Here is a 24,176-nt window from a genome sequence, read left to right on the forward strand (position 1 = left end):
TTGTCATGGCCCGGGGGGACCTGACGCGCCAGGGGGTCAGGCGCCGGCCTCGAGCAGGAAGGCCGCGTTGGAGGGTGTCTCGCGGAGCTTGCCGACCAGCAGCTCCAGCCCCTGCTGCCGATCCAGCGCGCCGAGCATCCGGCGGAGCTTCCAGACCACCTGCCGCTCGCCGGCCGGCAGCAGGATCTCTTCGCGGCGGGTGCCGGAGATGCCCAGATCGACCGCGGGGAAGAGGCGTCGTTCGGCCAGGTCACGGGCCAGGTGCACCTCCATGTTCCCGGTGCCCTTGAACTCCTCGTACAGGCTGTTGTCCATGCGCGACCCGGTGTCCACCAGCACGGTGGCCAGGATCGTCAGGGAGCCGCCGCCCTCCACGTTGCGCGCGGAGCCGAAGAAGCGCTTCGGCGGGTAGAGCGCGGTGGCGTCGATGCCGCCGGTGAGCACGCGGCCGCCGCCGGGGGCCAGGTTGTTGTACGCGCGCCCGAGCCGCGTCAGCGAGTCGAGCAGGACCACGACGTCCTCGCCGTTCTCCACGAGGCGCTTGGCGCGTTCGATGGCCAGCTCGGCGACGGCGGTGTGGTCGCGATCGGGGTGGTCGAAGGTCGAGTAGAAGACCTCGCCGTGGATGGAGGCGCGCATCTCCGTGACCTCTTCGGGCCGCTCCCCGACGAGCAGCACCATGAGGTGCGTCTCCGGGTGGTTGCGCGCGATGGCCGCCGCGAGCGCCTGAAGGACCATGGTCTTGCCGGCCTTGGGCGGGGCCACGATGAGCCCGCGCTGGCCCTTGCCGATGGGCGCGAACAGGTCGATGACGCGGGTGCTGAGCGAGTCGGTCTCGATGCGCAGGCGTTCGGTGGGATGGATCGGGGTCAGGTCCGCGAAGTGCGGACGGTGCCGCCAGTCGGCGGTGCCGTTGACGGACTCCACCTGGACCGGTTTGCCGCCCGTGACGGTGGCGACGACATGGTCGCCGGGGCGCAGGCCGAGCTGCTTGACCCGCTCGGGCGGCACGCGGACGTCATCGGGGCCGGGCAGATGTCCCGCGCGGATGAAGGCGCCCTTCTCCCGTACGTCGAGCAGGCCGCTGACCTGCCGAATGGGAGCACCGGAGCGCGGTTTGGGAATGGTTTGAACAGACATGATGAACCCTCCTCGAGGGCATCGCCGAAGAAAGCCGGCGAGTGTGAAGAATGAGCCGGGCCCGGGAACCCCGGGGCGGGCTATGAGGGAAGTGGCGGAGCGAGAAGCTCAACGCCGCTGGCAACGTATCACACGTTCCGGCCCATACAACACCTAGCCCGCTTGGGCTATTCCCGGGGGGTTCTCGTCCCTTCCGCCTCGCCGCCGGGGGTGCGGCGTAACAATGTTCCTCTCACAAAGTTCTTCTCGGTGCCGGAGTGCTGCGCATTACCCGCAGCAGGTGTGCACGACGACACAGATCGCCCATCAATGCACCGGCAACCTGTCAAGTGAGATGCAGGGCCGCTGCAATCCGATGAGGCTTTCATAGAACCACGAACTCCTTGGGGGGATCACCATGAAGACCAGCACCCGCTGCCCACGGTGTCACAACGAGCTCGACGAGGGCCCGATCATTTACCGGTGCGCCCACTGCAGCCGCGCCGTCTACGCCGCCGACGTCGAGAACGAGTACGTTCCGCGCCAGCGCGTGGCCGCCTAATCTGGGCGAATGCCACACAAACCGCGCACGATCTCCGGCGTCGAAGTGACGCCTCTCTGCGACGCCGTGGGTCCCATGGGCCCGACGATCCGCCGCCCGCTCACCGAGATGTTCCCGGGGGCAGGGCTCGCGGACGAGCCGTGGATCCTGCACTTCCACTGCTACCTGCTACGTGACCGGGCGGGCCGGGTCACCCTCGTCGACACCGGCATCGGTGCCGCGGACTCACCGGCGTCGAGCTGGGCGCCGGTGCCGGGGACGCTGCCCGGTGAGCTGGCCGCCGCCGGCGTCGAGCCGGCCGACGTCGACACCGTGATCCTCACGCACCTGCACAGCGACCACGCCAGTGGCGCGGTCGCGGACGGCCAGCCGCTGTTCGAGAACGCCAGGTACGTTCTCCAGCAGGCCGAGGTCGACGCGGCCCACGGCGCGATGCTCGACCAGATCGTCACCCCGATCAAGGGCCAGTTGCAGGTGGTCGACGGCGACTCCCAGGTCGCGCCGGGCGTGCGCGTCCAGCTCACCCCCGGGCACACCCCCGGCCACCAGATCGTCCGGCTGGGCGAGCTGGCCATGACCGGCGACCTGGTGTTGCACCCGGCGCAGCTGGCCGATCCGAGCGTGCGTTACGTCTACGACGACGACCAGGCGGCGGCGGCCGCCACCCGTGCCGAGGTGCTCGGCGCGCTGCGGGCCGAGCACGCGATCCTGGCCACCGCCCACTTCAGCGAGCCGTTCCTGGACCTTGGATCCCCGTAGGAGAATCCTCAGGCGGGCACCGGCTGGTCAGCCAGCAGGTCGGCGGGGAGGCTGACGAGCGCGGTGAGCCCCCCGTACGGCGAGACGTCGAGCGTGACCTTGATCCCGTTCCTGGCCGCCAGCCTGGCCACCACGAACAGCCCCAGCTGGTCACTCTGCGCCAGGTCGAACTCCGGCATCTCGGCCAGCCGCGTGTTGAGCTCGTCGAGCTCGACCCTGGTCAGGCCGAGACCGCGGTCCTCGACCTCGACGGTCACCCCGTGCGGGGTGATCGTGGTCCGCAGGTCCACCCGGGTCTGGGGCGGCGAGAAGAGGGTGGCGTTCTCGATCAGCTCGGCCATCAGGTGGGCGACGTCGGTGACCGCCGCGCCGACCAGGGAGACGGGCGGCGGCTGCAGCACCTCGACCCGCGGATACTCCTCGACCTCGGCAACGGCCGCGCGCAGCACGTCGTGGATCGGCACCGGGTTGCGCCAGCCCCGCCCGGGCGCCTGGTCGGACAGGATGATGAGGCTCTCCGCGTGCCTGCGCATGCGGGTCGTGAGGTGGTCGAGCTTGAACAGGTCGCCGAGCGTCTCGGGCTCCTCGGCACCGCGTTCCATGCTGTCGAGCTGCAGCAGCTGGCGGTGGAGCAGTGTCTGGTTGCGCCGGGCCAGGTTGACGAAGACCTGGCTGACGCCGTGACGCAGCCTGGCCTGGCTCAGCGCCGCCGTCACGGCCGTGGCCTGCACGTTGTTGAACGCCTGCACGATGTCGAGCACCTCGCTGGTGTCCGTCTTCACCTCCAGCGGTGGCAGCTCGTCGGGCGTCGGCGCGCCGACGTTCGTACGCAGCCGCTTGACCAGCGCCACCAGCCGTACCTCCGCCAGTTCGGTGGCCGCGTCGCGGAGCCCGGCGAGCTCACGTACCAGGCGGCCGCGGAAGCGGAGGGAGAGCAGGATGGAGGCGATGACCGCGAGCAGGCCGACACCGCCCGCCACGCCGATCTTGATCAGCACGTTGACGGCCGTGGGCGTGACGCGCTGCGTGATCCCCCGTACGGCCTGGCGCTGGTTGCGATCGACGACCGTCCACAGGTTGTTCGCGTCGACGGGCCAGGTGGCCGCCGCGGCGGGCAGGCCGTTCGTGGTGGCCTGGCCCATGATGGCGTCCTCCGCGCGCATGAACTCGCGGTAGGCGGGCGAGGAGACCAACTGCTCGTACGGCCCGCGCAGCTCGGAGTCGAGGTGGGACAGCGCCTGGGTGTAGAGCAGGCGCCTGGTGGCGACCATGCCGGTGAACTCCCGGCGCTCAAGGGTGGTCGCCTTGCCCCGGTCCAGGACTACGGCGATGATCGCCCGCTCTCTCGACAGCAGGTCCTTGGCCTCGCCCAGCATGGTGACGGCGCGTGCCTGCCGGTAGAGCGTCATGTCCGGCATGAGGATCATCGCGTCGTACATGCGGAAGGAGGCGTCGGCGATCTGGCTGTAGCCGTCGATCACGTCGAGCGGGGCGGGGTTCCCACCGTCGACCTGGCGCCGGATCGCGGGTAGCGCGTCGAGCCGGTCGTACAGGGCTCTGAGCTGCACGGCCATCCCGGACGAGATGGCCTGCTGGTCGCCGGCCAGCTTGCGGAAGTCCGTGACGGCCTTGTCCGTCCGGGCACGTTGCCTGGCCAGTTGGGCGGCGCCGCGCTTGGTCGTCAGGAACTCGACGGAGGCCAGCCGCTCGTTCTGGAGCTCGACGTTGATCTGCTCGGACGGGTCGGCCAGGTTCGTGACCAGCTCGTTGATCTCCAGCAGGCGCAGACCGTCGCCGCCGGTCAGGGTCGCCGCGAAGGCCCACAGGCCGACCAATGACGTGAGCGGGACGATCAGCAGGATGAGGAGCTTGATGGCGATGGGACGGCCACGCGTGGGGGGCATGCGACCTCCGGAGGCATGATGAGATCGCCTCGCAGAGTACACCCCCTTTTGGCGGGATTTCTGGCGACGGCTCGGCGCGAGGGCCCTGACGCCCCCGCGCCTGCCGCGCTTAGGGCTACCGCCGCCTGGGGTTCTCGACGCCACCGGCCACGAGCCGGTCGGTCGACTCGGACTCGTGCCCAGGCTCGGGCTGGCGTGCGTGCTCGGACTGGCGTGCGTGCTCAGGCGCGCGCACCTGCTCGGGCACGCGCAGGTTCTGCGTCTCGCGCATGTTCTCCGGCTCGCGCACGTGATCAGGCTCGCGCACGTGCTCAGGCTCGTGCGCGGCGGCGTGCTCGTGTTGCAGCTTCCGCTCCAGCTCGCGCTTCTCCTCTTCGAGCCGGGCCACCCGGCTGGAGGCCTCGGCGCGCGCCACGCGCTTCTGGCGGCGACGCTTGGCCGACCGGCGGGAACCGGAGCTGATCATCGCGATGCCCAGCAGCAGCACGGCGGTGGTCACGGCACCGGCGATGAACATGCCGAACGAATTGAATTCGAACGTATAGCCGAACAGAATGTACCTGGAGGTCTCCTCGGCGGCGACCAAGGCGATGGCGCCACCGGCGAGCAGGACCAGGAGTAGACCCAGCAAGATCATTTCAGCTCACTCCCTGTCGTCAGAGCGAGTTCCTACTGCCCCGGCTCGGGCGGACTATGCCGCGCATTCGCCGATCTGGCCGGGGTTCCAGGTCATCATGGAGATCATGAGACCTGAGCCCGGCCAAGTGCTGCACTTCTCCGAAGACCCGACGATCGAGCTGTTCGTGCCGCACGTGGCGCCGACCTCCGCCCTGCGCGAGCCGTACGTCTGGGCGGTCGGCTTCGAGCGCTGTCCCGACTACTGGTTCCCGCGGGCCTGCCCGCGGGCGATGGCCTGGAAAACGGCCGGCACCACCGCGGCCGACGCCGACCGGATCATCGGCGCGGGCTGCGGCGACCGGGTGCACGCCATCGAGTACGGCTGGCTCAAGGCGCTCATGGACGTCGGTCTTTACGCCTACCGGCTGCCCGCCGGCCCCTTCCGCGCCGTCGGCGACGACGGACACGCGCTCGTGGCCGAGGTGCCGGTGAAGCCGCTCGGCCCGGCGGAGCCGGTGCCGGATCTCTTGGACCTGCACGAGGAGGCCGGGATCCAGCTGCGCGTGCTGGACAACCTCTGGCCGTTCTGGAACGAGGTGACGGCCAGCACGCTGGGCTTCAGCGGGATACGGCTGCGGAACGCTCGTCGATGAGCGCGGTCAGTTCGGCGGCCGACATCGAGCCGGGCGGCAGCTTCTCGCGCGCGTGGCGGTTGGCCTCGCGCTGGAGCACCTCGTTGGCCGGGGTCGGGATCCCATACTCGCGGCCGAGCAGCACGATCTCGCCGTTGAGGTAGTCGGCCTCGATCGAGCCGCTGGACCTGGCCAGGCTCTGCCAGGAGGATCCGCCGCCGCGTTCGATGCCGTCGATCGGCCGGACGTCCACCTTGTCGCCGCGGACCTCCGCCTGCTCGCTCGGCGTGGCGTAGGGGATGCCCGCCTCCTCCAGCACGGCCATGCCCTCGGCCCTGGCCTGCTCGGTCAGCGCCTCGCCGCCGGTGCCGCTCCGGCAGACCGCGTCGACGGCGTTGTTCAGGTTGCCCAGCAGCTTGGCGTACTTCCAGCGCATGACGTCGGGCGCGTCGAGCCCGTACATCCCGCTCTTGTTGAGGTCGGTGACGAGTTGTCGGGAGATTTCATCCACACCCTGTGGATAACGCCCGACATGCAGCATGCCCGAGTACGGGTGGCCGAAGGCCGCGACCGTTCCGGGCTCCAAGTGTGAGGCGGGCAGCCACACGCACATGCCGTAAACCTTCTCGAACCTCCGCAGGACGGCCCGCTCGTTGTCGACGCCGTTCTGGGCGCACACCACCGGCAGGTGCCTGGGCCACGGGTCGAGCGCGCTGATCGTGTCCTGCGACTTGGTCGCCACGATCAGCACGTCGTCGTCGCGCGTCGGCACAGAGCCGTCGGCCACGGGCACGTCCAGGGTCTCGGTGGAGTCGGGCGTGATCAGGCGCAGCCCGCCACTCTTCAGCGCCTCATAGTGGGCACCGCGCGCGACCAGCACGACCTCGTGCCCGCCCTGGAACAATCGTGCTCCGATAGTGCCGCCAACTGCTCCTGCTCCGATGACTATGTAGCGCATGATCCGAGAATGTCACCGTTCACTCGGCGAGCGCCACCTGGGCCTGCGGAGACATGGCCCCCCTGGTGCGCTCCCGGAGGATCGTCTTCAGTACGCGCCAGCCGTCGCGTACGGCGTGCAGGTTGCTCTCGCCGTGGATGCGGGAGTGCTCGTGGCTCGGCACCTCGCTGATGCGGAGTCCGGCCTGGGCGGCGCGGACGTTCATCAGCGTCTCGATCTCGAAACCGTCGCAGTCCAGCGCCATGGCGTCCAGGTGGCGGGCCCAGAACGCGTTGTAGCCGTAGCACAGGTCGGTGTAGCGCGTGCCGTACAGCAGGTTCGTCAGGCCCGTGAGGACCTTGTTGCCGAGCGAGCGCAGCAGGCTGATGTCGTCGGAGCCGCCGCCGGGGGCGTACCTGGAGCCCTTGGCGAAATCGGCGCCTTGAACCAGCGTGCTGACGAAGGAGAAAATCTCTCTGCCGTCGGTCGACCCATCGGCGTCGATCATGACGATGATGTCGCCGCGCGCCGCCGCGAATCCCTCGATGAGGGCGTTGCCCTTGCCGCGTCCCGACTGCGTCACCACGCGCAGGTCGGGCCGGAGCCGCCGGGCCACGGCTACCGTGTTGTCGGTCGAGTTGCCGTCGACGAGGACCACCTCGTCGATCCAGGTAGGCAGCGTCGCGAAGACGTGAGGGAGATTGCCGGCCTCGTTCATCGCAGGAACGACGACAGTGACGCTCACGGCGAAGGGCTTGTTCATGCCCCGAAGGTGCGCTGACCCGCATGCAAGCCGCTTGACAGCTTCTTGCATTGATCGCGGATATATGTATATGTCCGCTTATATAGTCCCTGGGTTTTACCGCAACTGAGGCACCCGGATATTTAGCGAAGCAAAGGAAGTCGCCCGGTGTGGCGCTCCACCAGGGCGGGCTGAGCAGGGTATGGACTGTCATCGGCATTCGCTATGCGAGCCGATGGTTACCGTGAGAACTGTGTTGGATTTCTCTGACACGATCGGTTGCGACGGTTGGTAATCGTGCGGTAATTTTCTGTCACAGCCGGGTGCCTGACTGGCGCTCGGTCCCCGCCTCCGTTGATGTCCGCATCAACGGGACAGCGTCCGGCGGGGCGGTGGCCCAAGAGGCGCACTCCCGCCAGGAGCGCGCAGTCAGGCCCCGACAACGCGGTTCTCAACCACGGTCTGCCCGGCTTGCCGGACGGACGCGGCTTCGGCTTCCACCGGATCGCTGCCCGGCCCGGTCGGGTGCGACGAGACTACGCCGATGTCCGCTTTACCTAGGTAAACACAGGGAACCGAAGACGCTGACCGCGTAGTAGGCGGGTCCTTGGTGCGAGCGAGTTCGGTCAGATACTCGTCGTAGACGTTCGTCCGCTGGGCGATGGCCGTCATGTCGGTGACGATCAGGTCGGGCTCGGCGGCGGCGTCGGCCCGCATTCGGCTGACGACTGCGGCGGGCGCGGCCAGCACCGTGCAGCCGATCCACGGCAGCCGGCATGCGCGTGGCCGTCGGCGTCGGTGCCGCTCGATCCGAGGATCGCGGGCACCGTACGGCCCATGGACGCGGCGAGGCAGGCGGCGGCGTTCGCCTGGTGGTGTCGGGCGGCGACGACTTCATCATCCAGGTGGAGGTGCGCGACACGGGCCACCTGCGCGACTTCGTGCTCGACCACGACTGACGGCACCGCAACATCGCGGACGTGCGTACGTCGCTCGTCTACGACCACATCCGCAAGACCTCGGTCGAGGTCCTGCCACCCGAACGCCCCAGCCCACCCCGCACCGGCCGCAAGTGACCGTCAGGCGGTGGGGTCCACGTGGACGACGGACTCCGCGGCCCTGGCGAGGATCTCGTCGACCGTCTCGGCGGGCGTCTGGGACGAGGTGTCGAGCCAGAGGCCGAGGCGCGGGGTGTCACGCCGGAGCGCCTCGTCGAGCTGGGCCACCGTCCAGACGCCGTAGCCCGTCTTGGCGCGCTCGGCCTCCCGCCGCTCGACCACGGCGGCGTCAGGGGCCAGCACGACCACATGTAGCGGACGGCTCCGGATCAGCCCGGCGAACAGCTCCAGGTCCGCGCCCAGCACCACATCCTGGACGACGGGCGTGAAACCCTCCTGGAAGTAGATGTCGGTCGCGGCGGCGGCGAGGCGGTAGCGCAGGCGGAGCTGGCGGCGCGCCTCCTCGTCGAGATCCGGTGTCATGCCGACGCCCCCGCTGACCACCATGCGGCGGAACAGGTCGCCCCGGACATGCGCCGACCGGGGCAGCCGCTCGGCCAGCTCCTGCGCGACCGTCGACTTGCCCGCGGCCGAGATGCCGGTGATGAGGAAGACCGCGCTCAAGCGCCGACCAGCTTCCGGACCTGGTCGGCGCCTACGGCCAGGAGGAGCGTAGGGAGGCGCGGGCCGGTGTCGCGGCTGATCAGGAGCCGGTACAGCAGGGCGAAGAAGGCCCGCTGCGCCGCCTTCAGCTCGGGCGTGGCCTTGGCGTCGGGCGCCAGCCCGGCTCGTACCTTCGGCACGCCGTAGACCAGCGTGGTCAGCCCGTCGAGCGACCAGTGCTCGTCGAGCCCGTCGACCAGCAGCCGGAGCGAGTCGTGCTCGTCCTCGTCGAGCGCGGCGAGCAGCTCGCCGTCGGGTGACTCGCGCACGCGGGTGCGCTGGTCGGCGGCCACCTGGGTGTCGACCCAGCGCTGCGCGCGGTCGAGCCGGGGCCGGGCCTCGTCGAGTGAGGTGAGCTCGCCGTCGAGGTCGCGCAGGATCCGTAGCGTCTGGTCGACGTCGCCCGTGGTGATGTCGACGACGGAGGCCAGCGTCCGGTACGCCACCGGGCGCGGCGTGGGGGCCAGCGGGCCCTCGGCCGTGCGTACGGCCCGTTCGTAGGCGGCCAGCTCGGCGGGCTGGGCGGTCTCGGTGGCGACCTTGCGGCCCAGGCTGTCCCACTCGTCGTAGAGCCGCTGGATCTCCTGGTCGAAGGCGATCTTGAAGGACTGGGACGGCTTGCGCCGCGCGTACAGCCAGCGCAGCACCGGCGCCTCCATGATCTCCAGCGCGTCGGCCGGAGTCGGCACGCCACCCTTGGAGCTGCTCATCTTGGCCATGCCGGTGATGCCGACGAAGGCGTACATCGGGCCGATCGGCCGCTCGCCGCCGAACACCTCGCCCACGATCTGCCCGCCGACGACCCAGGCCGAGCCGGGGGAGTGATGGTCGACGCCAGAGGGCTCGAACACCACGCCCTCGTACGCCCACCGCATCGGCCAGTCGACCTTCCACACCAGCTTGCCCCGGTCGTGCTCGGCCAGGCGCACGGTCTCCCCGAACCCGCACTCGCACACGTAGGCCAGCTCGGTGCTGTCGTCGTCATAGGCGGTGACCGTCGTGAGATCCCGCTCGCACAGCTCGCAATAGGGCTTGTAGGGGTAATAGTCGACCGCCTCGGTGCGGGCCGTCTCCTTGGTGCGGTAGCGGGCCAGGACCGCGTTGATCCGTTCCCGCTCGCGCATGGCGAGCAGGATCTGCTCACGGTAGGTGCCGGCGGAGTAGTGCTCGGTCTGGCTGATGCCGGTATAGGTGACGCCGAGCTCGGCCAGCGCCTCGATCATCGGCGCCTTGAAGTGCTCGGCCCAGCTCGCGTACGGGCTGCCCGGCGGGGCGGGCACCGAGGTCAGGGGCTTGCCGATGTGCTCGGCCCAGGACGGGTCGATGCCCGCGGGCGCCCTGCGGAAGCGGTCGTAGTCGTCCCACGACAGCAGGTGCACGCAGTCGAGGCCGCGGCGGCGGATCTCGTCGGCGACCAGGTGCGGAGTCATGACCTCCCGCAGGTTGCCCAGGTGGATCGGCCCGGACGGGCTCAATCCCGAGGCGCAGACGATCGGTTTCCCCGGGGCACGACGCTCCGCCTCGGAGATCACCTCATCCGCGAACCTGGAGACCCAGTCGGTCTCCGTAGTGTCAGCCATCGCGCCATTCTTGCGGCTCGCCCGCGATCAAGCCAACGAAATGCGCGGTTCAGCGTGGTCTGCCGTGGAGCCCAGGGGCACCGCGACGGCATGTGGTTCCTGATCGCCACCTGCGATCTGCCGGACCGGCCCGTGCGCGTCCCGGACGGATTCGTGGGTGTGGACCTGGGAATCGCCAACATCGCCACGACCAGCGACGGCATTCGCCGCTCGGGCAAGGCCCTGAACGCGGTCCGGCACCGCCACCGGGAGTTGCGCCGCCGGTTGCAGGCCAAGAAGACCAAGTCCGCCAAGCGGCTGTTGAAGACACACCGTCGTAAAGAGGCGCGGTTCGCCGCGAACACCAACCACACCATTGCCAAGCAGATCGTGACCGAGGCGACACGCACCGGACAAGGCATCGCGCTCGAAGACCTGACCGGGATCCGCGACCGGGTACGGCGACGGCGGCCCAACGAACGCCGCCTCTCCGCAGCCCGGCCACGCGGACCTCGGCCCGCTCCGTAAGCCCCAGCGGGTCACGCTGCACTCGTGGAGTTTTCACCAGCTCGGCGGGTTCATCGCCCACAAGGCGGCCCGCGCCGGGATCGCGCTCATTCATGTGGATCCGGCCTATACCTCACAGACATGCTCGCTCTGCGGGCATGTGGACAAGAAGAACCGGACCAACCAGCAAACCTTCCTCTGCACGTCGTGCGGCTTCGCTGAGCACGCCGACGTCAACGCAGCCCGCAACATCGCCTCACGCGGTGCTGCGGACTGGGCAGTGAGTCACGCTGCCGACGACGCGGCCTGAACCGTCGAATCCATCGACGGCGAGGAGCTGCAAGCTCGGTTGTTACGACCGAGAAGCTGACGTCAGGGTCACCTGGCGCAAGGGAGTGTCGAGCACCGCCCGCAACGCGATCTCCGGCCCTTCGGCGATGTCCAGCTCGACGCCCAGCGCGGTCAGGTCGCGGCGGAGCGCGGCGGGCTCCGGGTGTACGGCGCTGAAGGCGGCCAGGCCCAGCCGGGGCAGTCCCGACGCCGCTGGGTGGGTGGTGCCGCCCCAGTCGATGAGGAACGGCACGGGGCTGACCGGTGCGGAATCGTCGCGATTGGTGAGCCGCCACGCCAGCAGCGAGCCGTTGGGGGTGTGCCGGGACAGCGGCTCGATGACGCCGGGGTCGTAGCCCCGCTCGCGGGCCTGCCGTACGGACGTGTCGAGGTCGGCGGGGTGCACGGCCCAGGTGACGAGCCGCGGTTCGCGGAGCGTGTCCAGGCCGAAGCGGATGGGCCCGGTGTCCGCCTCCGGGTCGGGGCCGATGATCTCCAGGTAGGAGGTCTCGCCGAAGGCGACCAGGTAGTTGGCGGTGCCGCCGGGGTGACGGCCGCCGGCCGCCGGGGTGACCCCGGTGCGCTCGGCGAAGTCGGCGACGCCGAGCAGGAGGTCGGGCACGGCGTAGACGAGGTGGTCGAGGTGCGGATCGATCATGTACTGCTCGATTCCGTTGAGTGCACTTGAAGGACCAGGTCGGTGACCCATCCCTTGGCGCCGCGCGAACGTGACGTTGACCCTGGCCTGAGCAGACGCTGTGGGAGCCATTCCTAAGCTTGCCCCATGCGCCTGCCCTGGATGATGAGCATGCTCGGTGCGACAACCTTGGCCGCTGTCTCTTGCGGCGCGTCGCCTGTGACGGTCGCCGGCCAGATCAAGGTCGGCCGGGGACCTCACGGGCTGTGCGTGTACCCGCAGCCCGGACGCTACTCGCTCGGCCACACAGGAGTGTTCCGGTGATCGGCCGCCGCGGGTTTCTGGCGGTCGGCGGGGCGATGGCACTTTCGGCCTGCGCCGCGGACAACCCTCAACCGGCGGACGGCTCAGGGCCGAAAGCCTCCGAGAAGCTGAGAGCCTCCGGGAGACCAAGAGTCTCCGGGACGCCGGGAGCCTCCGGGACGCCGGGAGCCTCCGGGACGCTGGAACCGGCCGCGTCCTTGCTGCGGCTGCCCGGCGAAGTGCTGCACGGCCCGCGTGACCGCCCGCTGGTCGCGCTCACCTTCCACGGTGCCGGCAGCCCCGCGCTCGCCGAGAAGGTGCTCGCGGCGATCGAGCGGGAGCACGCCCGCGCCACCATCCTGGCCGTCGGTACCTGGCTGGACCGGGCGATCGCCGACCGGATCACCGGCGCGGGCCACGATCTCGGCAACCACACCATGCACCACCTCGACATCTCCGCGCTTTCCGCGGATGAGGCCCGTAGGGAGATCGAGGAATGCGCCGCCAGGCTGCACGCCCTGACCGGCTCCACCGGCTTGTGGTTCCGCCAGTCCGCCGCACGGCGCGCCACCCCGCTGGTCCGGCGGCTGGCCCGCGGGGCCGGCTACCCGACGTGTCTGTCCTACGACGTGGATTCGCGCGACTACCTGGACCCGGGCCGGCGGGCGATCACGGGCAACGTCCTGCGCGCGGTGCGGCCGGGCAGCGTCGTCAGCATGCATCTGGGACACCCGGAGACGCCGGCCGCGATCCCCGCCATCCTGAACGGCCTGAACCGCCGCGGCCTGCGCGCCGTCACCGTCACCGAACTGCTCACCCGCCATCGATGACCGTCGGTGGCCGCGTTCAACGCGGCGCGCGAGTGGTCACTGGTCCGCCTTCCGGTCGCTGGTGGGCTCTCCTAGCGAGAGCATGAGCCGGTTCGCCCAGTTGAAGAAGGCCGCCGCGTGAATCGTGTCGCTGATGGCCAGATCGTCCAGCCCGGCGGCGCGCAGCGCCTCGATGTGCTCGGCGCCGAACTCGGACGGCGTGGCCGCGAGCGCCACCGAGGCGTCGATGACGGCCCGCCACCGCCCGTCCTGCGGCGCCGCCACGCCCTCGTCGAGCAGTCGTCGCACGTCGTCGGGCCGTTTGGAGTAGTGCGCCGCGAACCGCGCGTGCACGGAGGCGCAGAACACGCACCCGTTGCGGCGAGAGGTGGCGGTGGCGGCCAGCTCGCGCTCCGGGCGCGGCAGGCCGCCCTTGGTGTTGTAGAAGATGTCGTTGTCGGTCTTGGTCCGCGCGTGCAGGATCTCCGGGTCGCGGGCGAGCAGCCTGAAGTACGGCGAGGCGGCGCGGGACTCGTCGACCAGGGCCTCCCGGTGGGCCTCGGTCAGCTCGTGTTCGGCCAGCGGCGCCAGCCACGGCGTCCAGCCCAATTGGTCGGTGGTGAAGCCCAGTTGGTCGGTGGTGGGGCCCAGTCGGTCGGTGGTGGAGCCGGTCATGAGGTGGTCTCCTTCTGGGCGGCGCCGAGCAGCCGCAGGCCCGCGACCACCCGGATCTGGAAGCTGAGGAAGGCCACGAGCTGCGAGAGCGTCACGATGGCCGGGTCACTCCACCCCGCGTCCGCGAGCGCCCGCAGGTCCTTGGGGCCGGCCTCGCGCGGGCGGAACACCAGCAGGTGCGCATGCTCGAAGGCGGCGGCGAGCCGGGTGCCGAGCGCCTCCGGCTGCCGGGTCCGGTAGCGCAGCCCCTCGTCGCTCTCGGCGGCGAGCGGTCCGTCGGCGGGGTAGGTGCCGTAGGGGCCGGTCGTACTCCCGGCCTCGATCTCCAGCCGGACCGCGTCGAGCAGCTCGGGGGCCAGCTCGGCGAGCCGGTCGGCGTAGAAGCGGGCGGTGCGGGGATCGCTGTGCAGGCCGGTCACGAAGGTCGCCACCGCGTCCCGCTCGACCAGCGAGACCGCGCCGGGCACGTCAGGGGTGAGCAGCGCGTCGAAGCCGCGCTGGGCGTGCTCGCGGGCGTCCGGCCGCCGGTCACGCAGGCGATCGAGCGGGGAGTCCGGCTCGATCCCCACAAGGTGGTCGATCACGTCGATCATGTGGTGCTCGTTTCGGTGGAGGTCCGGTGGTGCTCGGCTGGCGTGGAGGTCATGTGGTGCTCAATTCCGTGGTGTTCGGGACCCAGCCGAGCGCGGGCGCGACCTCGGTCGCCAGGAGCTCGATGGAGCGGAGGATCAGCGGGTGCGGCGGGTCGACCGAGTGCACCTGCAGGACCAGGTCGGTGACCCGGTCGAGCGTGGGATCGGCCTTGAGGCTGTCGATGACGTCCTGAGGGGTGCCCACGTGCACGTCGAAGGCGGTGATGCGGTCGCGGGAGGTCTCGAAGGGCAGCCGGGCGCGGCTCAGCCCGCGTTCGGCGTAACGCAGCGCCTCGGCCCGGCTGTCGGCCACGAACGCGGTCCGCGACGCCACGATCCGCGGCGCGGCGCCCGTGGGCAGGTTCTCGTAGTAGGCGTCCACGATCGGCCGCTGGATCTCCGCCAGCGTCGCTTCGGGATGTTCTTCGGGGCGTGGCTGGGTGCGCGACAGCATCAGCCCGTTGCCCGCCCGGCCCGCTCTGGCCCCGCCGCTCACCGAGAACGTCGCCTCCCAGACGGCGTCGAGCAGGCGCGGAGCCGCGGGATAGAGCCGGTTGCCGCCGCCGAGGTCGCGGCCCGACCAGGCGTTGACGAGCATCGCGAGATGCTCGGCGTAGACGGCCGCGCGCCGCGCGCTCTCCTTCCCGAACGCGGTGAACGACGACGGCGTGCCGCCGCTGCCGACGCCCACTTCGAGCCGGCCGCCGGTCAGCAGGTCGAGTACGGCGGTGTCCTCGGCCACGCGTACCGGATGTTCGAGCGGCAGCGTGATGATGCCGGTGCCGAGCCTGATCCGGCTGGTACGCGCCGCGACGTGGGCGAGGAAGACCAGCGGCGCGGGCAGCCCGCCCTCCGCGCCGTCGAAGTGGTGCTGCGCCACCCACGCCGTGTCGAACCCGAAGGACTCCGCGTGCCCGATCTGCTCGGCGGCCAGCCGGTAGCGCTCGGCCGCGGGCACCTCGTCGAGCAGCCGGCTGAAGAATCCCAGCCTCATCGCACCCGCTCCGGGATCGCGGCCAGGAGTTCGCGGGTGTAGTCATGCCGTGGGTCGGTGAAGACCCGTTGTGTGGTTCCGAATTCCACTATGCGTCCTTTGTTCATGACGGAAACGGTGTGTGAGATCTGGCGCACCACCGCGAGGTCGTGCGAGATGAACAGATAAGTCAGCCCCAGGTCGCGTTGGAGCTCTTCGAGCAGGTCCAGGATCTGCGTCTGTACGGTCACGTCGAGCGCGGAGACCGCCTCGTCGAGCACCACGACCCCCGGCTCGACGGCCAGCGCGCGGGCGATGGCCACCCGCTGCCGCTGGCCGCCGGACAGCTCACGTGGTCTGCGGTCGAGCAGGCTCTCGGGGAGCGCCACACGTTCCATCAGATCACGCACCCTGCGGCGGCGGGCGGCGCGGTCTCCGAGCCGGAAGTTGCGCAGCGGCTCCTCCACGATCGCGGCGATGGACTGCCGGGGGTCGAGCGAGCCGTAGGGGTTCTGGTAGACGAGCTGCACATGGCGCCGGAAGTCGCGCCCCGCCCTCGCCCCGGCAACCGCCCTCGCCCCGGCAACGGTCCCCGGTGCGGCAGCTGTCTCAGCTCCGGAGATCGTCACGGTGCCGGAGGTGGGCTCGGCGAAGCGTGCGACCATGCGGGCCGTGGTGGTCTTGCCCGATCCGGACTCGCCCACGAGGGCGTGCGTGGTGCCGGGGCGTACCTCGAAAGACACCCCGTCGACGGCGCGGAAGGGGCGTCTCCCGACGCGGAACTCCTTGACCAGGTCGCGGACCACGATCGCGGGCTCCTCCTCCGTAGGCTCCGCGACCGCCCGGAACTCGCGCATCGACAGCGCCGGCGCGTCGAGCAGCAACTGCCCGGTGTAGGCGGCTTGCGGAGCCGACAGGACCTGGCCCGATGAGCCCTGCTCCTCGATCCGGCCGTCCTTCATGACGATCAGGCGGTCCGAGCGGTTCGCGGCGATGCCCAGGTCGTGGGTGACCAGCAGCACCGCCGTGCCGAACTCGGCGCGCAGGTCGTCGATGAGGTCCAGGATGCGCCGTTGCACGGTGACGTCCAGCGCGCTCGTCGGCTCGTCGGCGATGACGAGCCGCGGTTCCAGGGCGATCGCGATGGCGATGAGGACCCGCTGGCGCATCCCGCCGGACAGCTCGTGCGGGTACTGGCGGGCGCGCGTCTCCGGGTCCGGCAGGCCGACGCGGGTGAGCAGGTCCACGACGCGGCGGGAGATCGTACGACGGTCGCCGCGTTTGTGGATGCGCAGGACCTCACCGATCTGGGCGCCGACGGTCTTGACGGGGTTCAGTGAATGGGACGGGTCCTGCGGGATCAGGCCGATCTGGGCGCCTCTGATCGATTCCATCCGGCGGGTGGACCAGGTGGACAGATCGGAGTCGCCGAGCAGGATCCGGCCGCCGTCGAGGGTGGCGTTCGGGGGCAGCAGGCCGATGATCGAGTGGGCGGTGGTCGTCTTGCCGGAGCCGGACTCGCCGACCACCGCGACCACCTCGCCGGGCTCCACCGTGAAGGAGATCCCCTGGACCGCCGGCCGGGCATCGTAGGAGACCGAGAGGTCACGTACGTCCAGGAGACTCATCGCTTGGGCCCTCCGATCGATCGGCTCATGTCGTGTTCCTTCCGATCGACCGGCTCATGTCCTGTCCCTTCCGATCGACCGGCTCACGTCCTGTCCCTTCCGATCGACCGGCTGATGCGGCTCGCGGCCAGCACCACCGCCACCACCACCACGCCGGGCAGCGTCGTCAGCCACCAGGAGGTGGCCAGGTAGTTGCGGCCCTCTGAGATGAGCAGTCCCCACTCGGGCGTCGGCGGCTCGGCGCCGTAGCCGAGGAAGCCGAGTGTCGAGATGGCCAGGATCGCCACCCCGAACTGCAGGGCGGCCAGCGCGATGACCGGGCCGAGCGAGTTGGGCAGGACGTGCCGCCAGAGCACGGCCGGAAACCGGCCGCCGCTGCCGAACGCGGCCTCCACGTAGTCGGACCGGCGCACCCGTACGACCTCCGAGCGCGACAGGCGGGCGAAGGCGGCGACCGACCCGATACCCACCGCGATCGCCACGTTCACCGTGCCGGGACCGAGCAGGATGATCACTGTCAGCGCCAGGAGCAGGCCGGGCACGGACAGCAGGACGTCGGCCACCCGCATGACGGCGTCGTCGAGCAGGCCGCCGGTCGAGCCGGCCAGCAGACCGAGCAGCGTGCCCGCGAGCAGGCCCACCGCGACGGCGACGAACGCGCCCGACAGGGAGTGCACGGAGCCGTGCACCACACGGGCGAACAGGTCGCGGCCCACGGCGTCGGTGCCGAACAGGTGCTCAGGGCTCGGCGGGCGCAGCTTCTCGGCCGGCACCCCGGCCAGCGGGTCGTACCCGGTGAACAGGGCGGGCACGACGGCCCAGAGCACGACGAGAGCGATCGTCAACCAGGACAGGACCTTCACGCCGCCGCCTCCAGCGCGCGACAAGGGACAAGACCTTCACGCCGCCGCCTCCAGCGCACGGCAAGGGACAGGATCTTCACGCCGCCGCCTTCAGCCGGGGGTCGAGTACCGGGAACAGCAGGTCCACGCCCAGGTTGACCAGGACGAACACGGTGCTCGCGAGCACCACCACGGCCAGCATCACCGGCGTGTCCTGTGCGTTGACCGCCTGCTCGGTCAGCCGCCCGATGCCATTACGGCCGAAGACCGTCTCGGTGACGACCGACCCGGCGATGAGCTCGCCGAACGTCATCCCGGCGACGGTCAGTGCGGGCAGCACCGCGTTGCGGGCCACGTGCCGCCACAGGATCCACCACCGCGACGCGCCCTTGGCGGCCACGACGGGTACGAACGGCTGCGTGTAGACCTGGTCGATGCCGCGCGCCAGCACCTGTGCGATCGGCGCCGAGATCGGCACGGCCAGCGTCAGCACCGGCAGGACGAGCTGCTGCGCCGGACTGCCGCCGATCACCGGCACCAGCCCGAGCCGGAAGGAGAACACCTGGATCAGCAGGATCCCCAGCCAGAAGGCGGGCACCGAGACGAACAGCGACGGCATCGCCAGCAGCGCCCCGCGCAGCCAGGACGTCCGGCTGTACCCGGCGGCGAAGGCGAGCACCACGGCGATCAGCACGGCCAGCGCGAACCCCGCCGTGGCCAGCTTGGCCGTCTCCGGCAGCGCCTCGGTCAGCCGCTCGACCACCGGTGTTCCGGTGTCGATCGAGTAGCCGAAGCCGCCGCGCAAAAAGCCGAGCAGGGTGTGGAGGTAGCCGATGATCGGCGGGTCGCCGCCGCCGTAGTAGGCGCGGATCTCGGCGATCTGCTGGGGTGACAGCCCGAGCTCCGGGTTCTGGAACTTGATCAGGATCGAGTCGCCGGGCAGGAGCTGGAGGAGTACGTAGCCCGCCGTGAAGGCGGCCCACAGCACCAGCGCCGCCTGCCCGACGCGCAGCAGGACGTATCGGGTCACCGCTTCGACAGCCAGACCGAGTAGAACGTGGGCCGGGCCACCGCCTCGAAGGCGACACCCTGGACATAGGGGGCGGCGCCGTAGACCTGCGGCTCCTCGAACAGCGGGATCGCGTAGCCCTGGTCCACCACGTAGCGCTGGATCTCGCCGACCTTGGCGTCACGGGCGGCCTTGTCCGCCAGGGCCGACTCCTCCTCCAGGAGCTTGTCGAGCTTGGCGTCCTTGGACAGGATGACGTCGCGGTTCTGGCTGTGGAAGTGGCTCTTGATCACGTCCTCGTCGGCGCGGCCGACCATCGAGTGGGCGATGGCGGTCTTCTCCGCGTCCTTGATGTCGACGGCCTGGGTGCCGGCGTCGGCGGGGCGGATCTCCAGCTTCACGCCGATCTTGGTCCACTGCTGGGCGATGAGTTCGAGGGTCTGCTTGGACAGCGGTTGCGGGCCCGAGACGAAGACGCCCAGCTGGAGCGGCTTGCCGTCCTTGGCGCGGATGCCGTCGGCGCCGCGCGCCCAGCCGGCCTTGTCGAGCAGGGCGTTGGCCTTGGCGGGGTCGTAGGCGAGCTCCTTGGACAGGTCGACGTAGCCGTGGGCGAGGTGGCTGAGGACCGAGGTGGCGACCGGGTAGCTCGGGGTGAACAGGGTGTCGACCACCTCCTTGGCGTTGGTTCCTGCCTGGAGCGCCTTGCGTACGTCGAGGTCGCTGAGGATGCTGTTCCCGGGCCGCAGGTAGAGGCCGTTGTTCACGCCTCTGGTCGGCTCCGCATAAATCTTGAAATTCGCGTCCTTGACGGTTTTTTCGTCATAAGCCTGGACGTAGCGGACGTAGTCGGCCTGGCCGGAGGTGAGCGCGCCCACCCGCACGTTGTCCTCGGGCGTCACGATGATCTTGATCGTGTCGAGGTACGCGCGGCCCTGGTGCTTCGACGACGCCGGCGCCCAGTTGTAGTCCTTGCGGGCGGTCAGGTCGATCTCCTTGTCCACGACCTGTTTCGCCACGGTGAACGGGCCGGATCCGACGACGTTCTTGAGCTGGCACTGCTGTTCGTACGGCAGCGAGATCGTCTTCTTCGACACCAGGCCCGCGCCGATGACCGAGGTTCCTTGCAGAAAACCGGGTGACGGCTTCTTGAAATGGAAGCGCACGGTTCTGTTGTCGATGACCTCACTACGTTCGTAGTTGTTGACGAACTCGGCCGGGGGCAGCTTGAGGTCGGTGTCGCCCAGGCCGTACACGTCGAAGTTGGCGGCCACGGTCGCGGCGTCGAGCGGGCTGCCGTCGCTGAAGGTCACGCCGTCGCGCAGGTGGAAGGTGTACTCGGTGGCGTCCTTGTTCACCTCCCACTTGGTGGCGATCCACGGCTCGATTCGCAGCGTCTTCGGGTCCTGCCAGGTCAGCTTGTCGGTGAGCTGGTTCAGCACGCCGCCGTTCGGATAGAAGCCGGCGGCGGGCAGGTAGAGGCAGGTGGGCGGCTGATGCTCCAGGTAGGTCAGCGTGCCCCCGTAGACGGGTGCCCCTCCGGCGGCCTGCGCCTGGACGGCGGGACCGCCGCTGCCGCAGGCGGCGAGGAGCCCCGAGACGGCCAGCCCCGACAGGGTGAGTCCCGAGCGAGAGAGCCCTGAGCGAGAGAGCCCCGAGCGAGAGAGCCCCGAGCGAGAGAGCCCCGAGCGAGAGAGCATGGTGAGCGCGGCGAAACGCATGGGACATCCTTCACGGTGGTCGCTGGAACTAAAACCACCATATTCTACCTAGATAGTAGGTTTATAGCCCGCCCCTGCCCTCTCAGCGGCCTGGCTGAGCGCCGCGTGCTCAGTGGCTTGATCGAGCGCCGCGTGCCAGGCGGGGGACGTCAGCGGGAGACGCTACTCGCCCGTCACACCGTCGATCTGCTCGCGCAGGAGGTCGGCGTGGCCGTTGTGGCGGGCGTACTCCTCGATCATGTGGACGAGGATCCACCGGTGGGAGCAGTCCTGTCCGTGGCGCTGCTGCTTGCCCAGGGCGTCGAGCGGCACCGCGGCCGACACTTCGCGGGCGTGCTCGATCTCGGCCTGCCAGGTTTTGAACGCCTCATCGGCCGAGGCGGTGTCGACGTCGTCGAAGTCCGCGTCCTGGTTGGCGTCCTTGCCCCACAGCTTCGGGACGTCCTCGCCGTTCAGCACCCCTCGGTACCAGGACCGCTCCACGTGGGCCATGTGGCGGACCAGACCGAGCAGCGACAAGGCCGACGGCGGGGCAGAACGCTGCCGCAGCTGCTCCTCCGACAGGCCGTCGCACTTGACGGCCAGCGTCTCGCGATGCCAGTCGAGCCAGTTGGTGAGCATGGCCCGCTCGTCGGCGATGAAGGGGGGCGGGATGCGATTGTCACTCATGCTGGGCAAACGTAGCTGACCGGCCGAGTTACCGTCGAAGTAGACCATCCACGATGGTCTGTTTGGCGAACCAATAGCTGGAAGCGGGAGTCGAACAGGTCAGGGGCGGAAACGGCGGGGGGTCGTGAACATGAGGCGTCTGGTGGCCGCACTGGCGGTGGTGACGTTGACATCGACATCGTGCGGGGGGATCGGGCAGGCGTCCGCGGTGTGGCAGGCCTCCGTCCGGTCGGAGGACCCGGTCGCGACGGTCGCGCCGACGTGGATCCGCGGGCTGCGGGTGGTTCGCGACAACGGCAAGGAGGAATCCTGCGCCTGGTCGACCACGTACCCGCAAATTCCGGGCGCGCAGCCGCTGACGGACGCGCTGCGCCGGCTGGTCGAGGCGCGGCGGGCCGCGTTCCTGAAGTGGGCGCGGGAGATCGGGTGCGGCGAGCAGGCCGGTAAGGCGCCCGAGCTGAACGTCGGGTTCGGCTTCGTGGCGGCCTCGGGCGACGTGATCGGGGTCCGGTTCACCGTCTACCAGCTCGGGGGCGCGGGCGACGGCAAGTCGACGACGTCGCTCTGGTACGACGGGGTCAAGGGCCAGGTGGTGCCCGCCACGTCGCTCATCGACGCGGCGTCCATGAGCGGTTTCGAGGCGCTGACTGAGAAGGCGCTGGCTGACAAGGCGCTGGCGGGCATCGACCGGCAGGCGCGGCTCGCGGACCGGAGTGCCCAGACGCTCGACGACCTGGCCTTCACCAAGGACGGCGACCTGGTCGTGACCTTCGACGAAGGGGAGGTGGCGGCGGGGGCCGTCGGCCAGGCGCAGGCCGTGTTGCCGCGCGCCGAGGTGGAGCCGCTGCTGTCGGACTTCGGCCGGCGGGCGCAGGCCCAGGTCATGCGCCCGGCCGGCCGGATGGCGCTGCCCGGATATACCGCGGACGGCTCGGTCGACTGCCGCCGGGTCAAGTGCGTGGCGCTCACCTTCGACGACGGCCCGAGTCCGTACACCCCCAGGTTGCTCCAGTACCTGGCCAGGTACCGGGCGCGGGCCACGTTCTTCGTCGTCGGGCAGAACGTGGTCGCGCGCCCCGGCGTGGTGCGCGGCGTCGTGCGGGCCGGGCACGAGGTCGGGAACCACAGCTGGTCGCACCGCGACCTGACCAGGCTGTCCGCCCGCGAGGTTCGAGCGGACCTGGCCAGGACCGACCAGGCGATCCGTAAGGCGACCGGGGTGACGCCCACGCTGGTCCGCCCGCCGTACGGTGCCTTCGACCGCGTCGTGCGCAGGCAGTCGCCGCACCCGCTGGTGCTGTGGAACGTGGACACGCTGGACTGGTTGTACCGCAACAGCGGCCATGTGACCCGTGCCGCGGTCGGCCCGGCGCGACCCGGATCAATCATCCTTTTTCATGACATCAGGCCGACCACCGTGGCGGCGATCCCCGGAGTGCTGAAGAGGCTGGCCAAGCGCGGCTTCCACTTCGTGACGGTCAGCGAGCTGTACGGCGGCAAACCCCCCGCGCTCGCCATCCACGGGCCGAGCCCGAAACATCCATGACCCCTCAGAGGTGAACGTACTCGTAGTCGAGCGGCCGGCCGTTGATGCCGTTGCGCGGCGGGGCCAGCCAGGCGGCGATCTTGCCGGGTTCGTAGACCGGCCGCATCAGAGTGTGGACGTACGCCTTGTCGGCGGGGGTGGGCAGCCAGCGGTCCCGGTCGTGCTCCCAGCTCGCCCGGTCGACGAGGCGGCCGTCCGGAGTGAGGTGGTGACCGGCGAACGCGCCGACCTGGCGGTTGAAGCCGACATGCGGCAGATACAGGGTGGCGACGCCGTCCAGGATGCGGTTCCACCGGGTCAGGCCGGTGGCGCAGTCGGCGATGTACTCCCCACGTAGGTCGGCGTTGAGCGCGGTCAGCGCGGGCAGGTGCACGTCGGCCAGACGGCCGTCCACGACCTGCTGGACGGTGGTGGCCGCCTCGGTGAGCAGGTGGTCGTCCTTGCGGCGTTCCTCCTGCCAGCGACCCTTGAGCCCGGCCGTGTAGTAGTTGGCCACGTTCGTGGAGGTCTCGCCGCCGAACAGGTCGAGGCTGACGCTGTAGTGGAAGTTGATGTACTTCTGGATGACATCAAGCGGGATGCCGCCATATTTCTGGATGTCGTCGGTGTCGTGCTCGCGCATCAGCGTCGCGGTGCGCTCCACCACCCGGTCCACGCCGGTGGTGCCGACGAACATGTGGTGGGCCTCCTCCTTCAGCATGAACTCACACGTACGGCTGAGCGGATCGAACGCGCTCTCCTTCAGCGTGCCCAGCTGATACTTGCCGTCGCGGTCGGTGAAGTAGGTGAACATGAAGAACGACAGCCAGTCCGGCGTCTCCTCGTTGAAGGCGCCCAGGATGCGCGGGGAGTCCTCGCTGCCTGAGTTGCGCAGCAGCAGCGCGTCGGCCTCGTCGCGACCGGCGCGGCCGAAGTAGGCGTGCAGCAGGTAGACCATGGCCCACAGGTGCCGGCCCTCCTCGACGTTGACCTGGAACAGGTTGCGCAGGTCGTACAGGCTGGGCGCGGTCAGCCCGAGACGGCGCTGCTGCTCCACGCTGGCCGGTTCGGTGTCGCCCTGCACCACGATGAGCCGCTGCAGCTCGGCGCGGAACTCGCCGGGCACCTGCTGCCAGACCGGCTGTCCTCGGTGCTGGCCGAAGGCGATGCGCCGGTCGGGGTCGCGCTCGGCCAGGAAGATGCCCCACCGGTATTCGGGCAGCGCCACGTGGCCGAAGTGCGCCCAGCCCTCCCGGCCCACCGCCACCGCCGTGCGCAGGTAGACGTCCTGGGTCGGTAGCGCCGGTCCCATCTCGCCCCACCAGCGCAGGAAGCCGGGCTGCCACGACTCCAGCGCCCGTCGCAGCCGCCGGTCCTCGGCCAGGTTGACGTTGTTCGGGATGCGCTCGCCGTAGTCGATGGACAT

23 protein-coding genes and 2 pseudogenes are annotated in these 24,176 nt (G+C 69.9%); 7 read left to right on the forward strand and 18 right to left on the reverse strand.

The window, feature by feature from the left end; translation table 11 throughout:
- Positions 1–36 precede the first annotated feature (36 nt).
- Entirely contained in the window at positions 37–1,140 is a 1,104-nt protein-coding gene (gene rho, locus AB0H88_RS38940) for a transcription termination factor Rho (protein ID WP_357653582.1), read from the reverse strand.
- Positions 1,141–1,537: 397 nt separating this feature from the next.
- Between rho and AB0H88_RS38945 the strand changes: the two genes are divergently transcribed.
- Together AB0H88_RS38945 and AB0H88_RS38950 are read left to right on the forward strand one after the other, a co-directional pair.
- Positions 1,538–1,681 carry a hypothetical protein gene (locus AB0H88_RS38945; RefSeq protein ID WP_357653584.1) on the forward strand — a complete coding sequence of 48 codons (144 nt, stop codon included), beginning with the start codon at positions 1,538–1,540 and terminating at the stop codon, positions 1,679–1,681.
- Positions 1,682–1,690: 9 nt separating this feature from the next.
- On the forward strand, positions 1,691–2,440 hold the full coding sequence (locus AB0H88_RS38950) for an MBL fold metallo-hydrolase (protein WP_357653586.1): 750 nt from the start codon (positions 1,691–1,693) through the stop codon (positions 2,438–2,440).
- A gap of 8 nt (positions 2,441–2,448) precedes the next feature.
- Here AB0H88_RS38950 and AB0H88_RS38955 read toward each other — a convergent pair whose 3' ends face one another.
- Positions 2,449–4,344 carry a nitrate- and nitrite sensing domain-containing protein gene (locus AB0H88_RS38955; RefSeq protein WP_357653587.1) on the reverse strand — a complete coding sequence of 632 codons (1,896 nt, stop codon included), beginning with the start codon at positions 4,342–4,344 and terminating at the stop codon, positions 2,449–2,451.
- Between the two features lie 115 nt (positions 4,345–4,459).
- Positions 4,460–4,981 (reverse strand): hypothetical protein, encoded by a 522-nt coding sequence (locus tag AB0H88_RS38960; protein ID WP_357653589.1) that lies wholly within the window; start codon positions 4,979–4,981, stop codon positions 4,460–4,462.
- 106 nt (positions 4,982–5,087) lie between these two features.
- On the opposite strand from AB0H88_RS38960, the gene AB0H88_RS38965 reads away from it, so the two are divergent.
- Entirely contained in the window at positions 5,088–5,615 is a 528-nt protein-coding gene (locus tag AB0H88_RS38965; protein WP_357653591.1) for a DUF6886 family protein, read from the forward strand.
- Here the strand turns inward: AB0H88_RS38965 and AB0H88_RS38970 are convergent.
- The 3 genes and pseudogenes from AB0H88_RS38970 to AB0H88_RS38980 all read right to left on the reverse strand — a co-directional run bounded on the left by AB0H88_RS38970 (position 5,581) and on the right by AB0H88_RS38980 (position 8,112).
- Positions 5,581–6,552: a 2-dehydropantoate 2-reductase N-terminal domain-containing protein gene (locus AB0H88_RS38970; RefSeq protein ID WP_357653592.1), complete on the reverse strand. Its 972-nt coding sequence runs from the start codon at positions 6,550–6,552 to the stop codon at positions 5,581–5,583. The two genes, AB0H88_RS38965 and AB0H88_RS38970, sit on opposite strands and share 35 nt — an antisense overlap.
- A gap of 19 nt (positions 6,553–6,571) precedes the next feature.
- A complete protein-coding gene (locus tag AB0H88_RS38975; RefSeq protein WP_357653593.1) occupies positions 6,572–7,294 on the reverse strand; it encodes a glycosyltransferase family 2 protein in 723 nt (240 codons plus the stop codon).
- A gap of 408 nt (positions 7,295–7,702) precedes the next feature.
- Positions 7,703–8,112: pseudogene (locus tag AB0H88_RS38980) on the reverse strand (DUF2000 family protein).
- Here AB0H88_RS38980 and AB0H88_RS38985 point away from each other — a divergent pair.
- Positions 8,050–8,232 (forward strand): hypothetical protein, encoded by a 183-nt coding sequence (locus tag AB0H88_RS38985; protein WP_357653676.1) that lies wholly within the window; start codon positions 8,050–8,052, stop codon positions 8,230–8,232. The pseudogene AB0H88_RS38980 and the gene AB0H88_RS38985 overlap by 63 nt on opposite strands.
- A 120-nt stretch (positions 8,233–8,352) precedes the next feature.
- On the opposite strand, the gene AB0H88_RS38990 is transcribed toward AB0H88_RS38985, so the two are convergent.
- Positions 8,353–8,895 (reverse strand): AAA family ATPase, encoded by a 543-nt coding sequence (locus AB0H88_RS38990; RefSeq protein WP_357653594.1) that lies wholly within the window; start codon positions 8,893–8,895, stop codon positions 8,353–8,355.
- Positions 8,892–10,514: a lysine--tRNA ligase gene (gene lysS / locus AB0H88_RS38995; RefSeq protein WP_357653595.1), complete on the reverse strand. Its 1,623-nt coding sequence runs from the start codon at positions 10,512–10,514 to the stop codon at positions 8,892–8,894. The genes AB0H88_RS38990 and lysS overlap by 4 nt, the downstream gene beginning before the upstream one ends.
- A gap of 81 nt (positions 10,515–10,595) precedes the next feature.
- On the opposite strand from lysS, the pseudogene AB0H88_RS39000 reads away from it, so the two are divergent.
- A pseudogene (locus AB0H88_RS39000) lies at positions 10,596–11,310 on the forward strand (transposase); the annotation flags it as partial.
- Positions 11,311–11,352: 42 nt separating this feature from the next.
- Here the strand turns inward: AB0H88_RS39000 and AB0H88_RS39005 are convergent.
- Positions 11,353–11,988: a VOC family protein gene (locus tag AB0H88_RS39005; protein ID WP_357653596.1), complete on the reverse strand. Its 636-nt coding sequence runs from the start codon at positions 11,986–11,988 to the stop codon at positions 11,353–11,355.
- 299 nt (positions 11,989–12,287) lie between these two features.
- On the opposite strand from AB0H88_RS39005, the gene AB0H88_RS39010 reads away from it, so the two are divergent.
- On the forward strand, positions 12,288–13,100 hold the full coding sequence (locus AB0H88_RS39010; protein ID WP_357653597.1) for a polysaccharide deacetylase family protein: 813 nt from the start codon (positions 12,288–12,290) through the stop codon (positions 13,098–13,100).
- Between the two features lie 36 nt (positions 13,101–13,136).
- Here the strand turns inward: AB0H88_RS39010 and AB0H88_RS39015 are convergent, their stop codons facing one another.
- From AB0H88_RS39015 to AB0H88_RS39050, 8 genes are all read right to left on the reverse strand, one after another.
- Positions 13,137–13,754: an alkylhydroperoxidase domain protein gene (locus tag AB0H88_RS39015; protein ID WP_357653598.1), complete on the reverse strand. Its 618-nt coding sequence runs from the start codon at positions 13,752–13,754 to the stop codon at positions 13,137–13,139.
- Positions 13,751–14,347, reverse strand: a complete 597-nt coding sequence (locus AB0H88_RS39020) for a CMD domain protein (RefSeq protein WP_357653599.1) — start codon at positions 14,345–14,347, stop codon at positions 13,751–13,753. The genes AB0H88_RS39015 and AB0H88_RS39020 overlap by 4 nt, the downstream gene beginning before the upstream one ends.
- Positions 14,348–14,396: 49 nt before the next feature.
- The gene (locus AB0H88_RS39025) at positions 14,397–15,380 is read right to left on the reverse strand and encodes a putative FMN-dependent luciferase-like monooxygenase (protein ID WP_357653600.1); all 984 of its coding nucleotides are present in this window, start codon (positions 15,378–15,380) and stop codon (positions 14,397–14,399) included.
- Positions 15,377–16,987 (reverse strand): ABC transporter ATP-binding protein, encoded by a 1,611-nt coding sequence (locus AB0H88_RS39030; protein ID WP_357653601.1) that lies wholly within the window; start codon positions 16,985–16,987, stop codon positions 15,377–15,379. Before AB0H88_RS39030 ends, AB0H88_RS39025 begins: the two co-directional genes overlap by 4 nt.
- Positions 16,988–17,070: 83 nt before the next feature.
- Positions 17,071–17,874 carry an ABC transporter permease gene (locus AB0H88_RS39035; protein ID WP_357653602.1) on the reverse strand — a complete coding sequence of 268 codons (804 nt, stop codon included), beginning with the start codon at positions 17,872–17,874 and terminating at the stop codon, positions 17,071–17,073.
- A gap of 52 nt (positions 17,875–17,926) precedes the next feature.
- Entirely contained in the window at positions 17,927–18,859 is a 933-nt protein-coding gene (locus tag AB0H88_RS39040) for an ABC transporter permease (RefSeq protein WP_357653603.1), read from the reverse strand.
- Complete coding sequence (locus tag AB0H88_RS39045; RefSeq protein ID WP_357653604.1) at positions 18,856–20,556, reverse strand: TIGR04028 family ABC transporter substrate-binding protein; 1,701 nt, start codon at positions 20,554–20,556, stop codon at positions 18,856–18,858. The genes AB0H88_RS39040 and AB0H88_RS39045 overlap by 4 nt, the downstream gene beginning before the upstream one ends.
- Before the next feature lie 162 nt (positions 20,557–20,718).
- Positions 20,719–21,225 carry a DinB family protein gene (locus AB0H88_RS39050; RefSeq protein ID WP_357653605.1) on the reverse strand — a complete coding sequence of 169 codons (507 nt, stop codon included), beginning with the start codon at positions 21,223–21,225 and terminating at the stop codon, positions 20,719–20,721.
- 130 nt (positions 21,226–21,355) lie between these two features.
- Here AB0H88_RS39050 and AB0H88_RS39055 point away from each other — a divergent pair, with 130 nt between their 5' ends.
- A complete protein-coding gene (locus tag AB0H88_RS39055; protein ID WP_357653606.1) occupies positions 21,356–22,771 on the forward strand; it encodes a polysaccharide deacetylase family protein in 1,416 nt (471 codons plus the stop codon).
- Between the two features lie 4 nt (positions 22,772–22,775).
- On the opposite strand, the gene boxB is transcribed toward AB0H88_RS39055, so the two are convergent.
- A complete protein-coding gene (gene boxB / locus AB0H88_RS39060) occupies positions 22,776–24,176 on the reverse strand; it encodes a benzoyl-CoA 2,3-epoxidase subunit BoxB (RefSeq protein WP_357653607.1) in 1,401 nt (466 codons plus the stop codon).

The sequence above is a fragment of the Nonomuraea sp. NPDC050680 genome, from assembly GCF_040654555.1.
In the GTDB taxonomy this organism is placed as follows: domain Bacteria; phylum Actinomycetota; class Actinomycetes; order Streptosporangiales; family Streptosporangiaceae; genus Nonomuraea.

Bases quoted from the DNA above. Each gene is read 5' to 3' on its own strand.
- AB0H88_RS38950 (WP_357653586.1), top strand. From the start codon at position 1,691: ATGCCACACAAACCGCGCACGATCTCCGGCGTCGAAGTGACGCCTCTC.
- AB0H88_RS38960 (WP_357653589.1), bottom strand. From the start codon at position 4,981: ATGATCTTGCTGGGTCTACTCCTGGTCCTGCTCGCCGGTGGCGCCATC.
- AB0H88_RS39005 (WP_357653596.1), bottom strand. From the start codon at position 11,988: ATGATCGATCCGCACCTCGACCACCTCGTCTACGCCGTGCCCGACCTC.
- AB0H88_RS38945 (WP_357653584.1), top strand. From the start codon at position 1,538: ATGAAGACCAGCACCCGCTGCCCACGGTGTCACAACGAGCTCGACGAG.
- AB0H88_RS38965 (WP_357653591.1), top strand. From the start codon at position 5,088: ATGAGACCTGAGCCCGGCCAAGTGCTGCACTTCTCCGAAGACCCGACG.
- AB0H88_RS38975 (WP_357653593.1), bottom strand. From the start codon at position 7,294: ATGAACAAGCCCTTCGCCGTGAGCGTCACTGTCGTCGTTCCTGCGATG.
- AB0H88_RS39020 (WP_357653599.1), bottom strand. From the start codon at position 14,347: ATGATCGACGTGATCGACCACCTTGTGGGGATCGAGCCGGACTCCCCG.
- AB0H88_RS39030 (WP_357653601.1), bottom strand. From the start codon at position 16,987: ATGAGTCTCCTGGACGTACGTGACCTCTCGGTCTCCTACGATGCCCGG.
- AB0H88_RS39045 (WP_357653604.1), bottom strand. From the start codon at position 20,556: ATGCGTTTCGCCGCGCTCACCATGCTCTCTCGCTCGGGGCTCTCTCGC.
- AB0H88_RS39025 (WP_357653600.1), bottom strand. From the start codon at position 15,380: ATGAGGCTGGGATTCTTCAGCCGGCTGCTCGACGAGGTGCCCGCGGCC.
- AB0H88_RS39015 (WP_357653598.1), bottom strand. From the start codon at position 13,754: ATGACCGGCTCCACCACCGACCGACTGGGCCCCACCACCGACCAACTG.
- rho (WP_357653582.1), bottom strand. From the start codon at position 1,140: ATGTCTGTTCAAACCATTCCCAAACCGCGCTCCGGTGCTCCCATTCGG.
- boxB (WP_357653607.1), bottom strand. From the start codon at position 24,176: ATGTCCATCGACTACGGCGAGCGCATCCCGAACAACGTCAACCTGGCC.
- AB0H88_RS38985 (WP_357653676.1), top strand. From the start codon at position 8,050: ATGCGCGTGGCCGTCGGCGTCGGTGCCGCTCGATCCGAGGATCGCGGG.
- AB0H88_RS38970 (WP_357653592.1), bottom strand. From the start codon at position 6,552: ATGCGCTACATAGTCATCGGAGCAGGAGCAGTTGGCGGCACTATCGGA.
- AB0H88_RS39055 (WP_357653606.1), top strand. From the start codon at position 21,356: ATGAGGCGTCTGGTGGCCGCACTGGCGGTGGTGACGTTGACATCGACA.
- AB0H88_RS39050 (WP_357653605.1), bottom strand. From the start codon at position 21,225: ATGAGTGACAATCGCATCCCGCCCCCCTTCATCGCCGACGAGCGGGCC.
- AB0H88_RS38955 (WP_357653587.1), bottom strand. From the start codon at position 4,344: ATGCCCCCCACGCGTGGCCGTCCCATCGCCATCAAGCTCCTCATCCTG.
- lysS (WP_357653595.1), bottom strand. From the start codon at position 10,514: ATGGCTGACACTACGGAGACCGACTGGGTCTCCAGGTTCGCGGATGAG.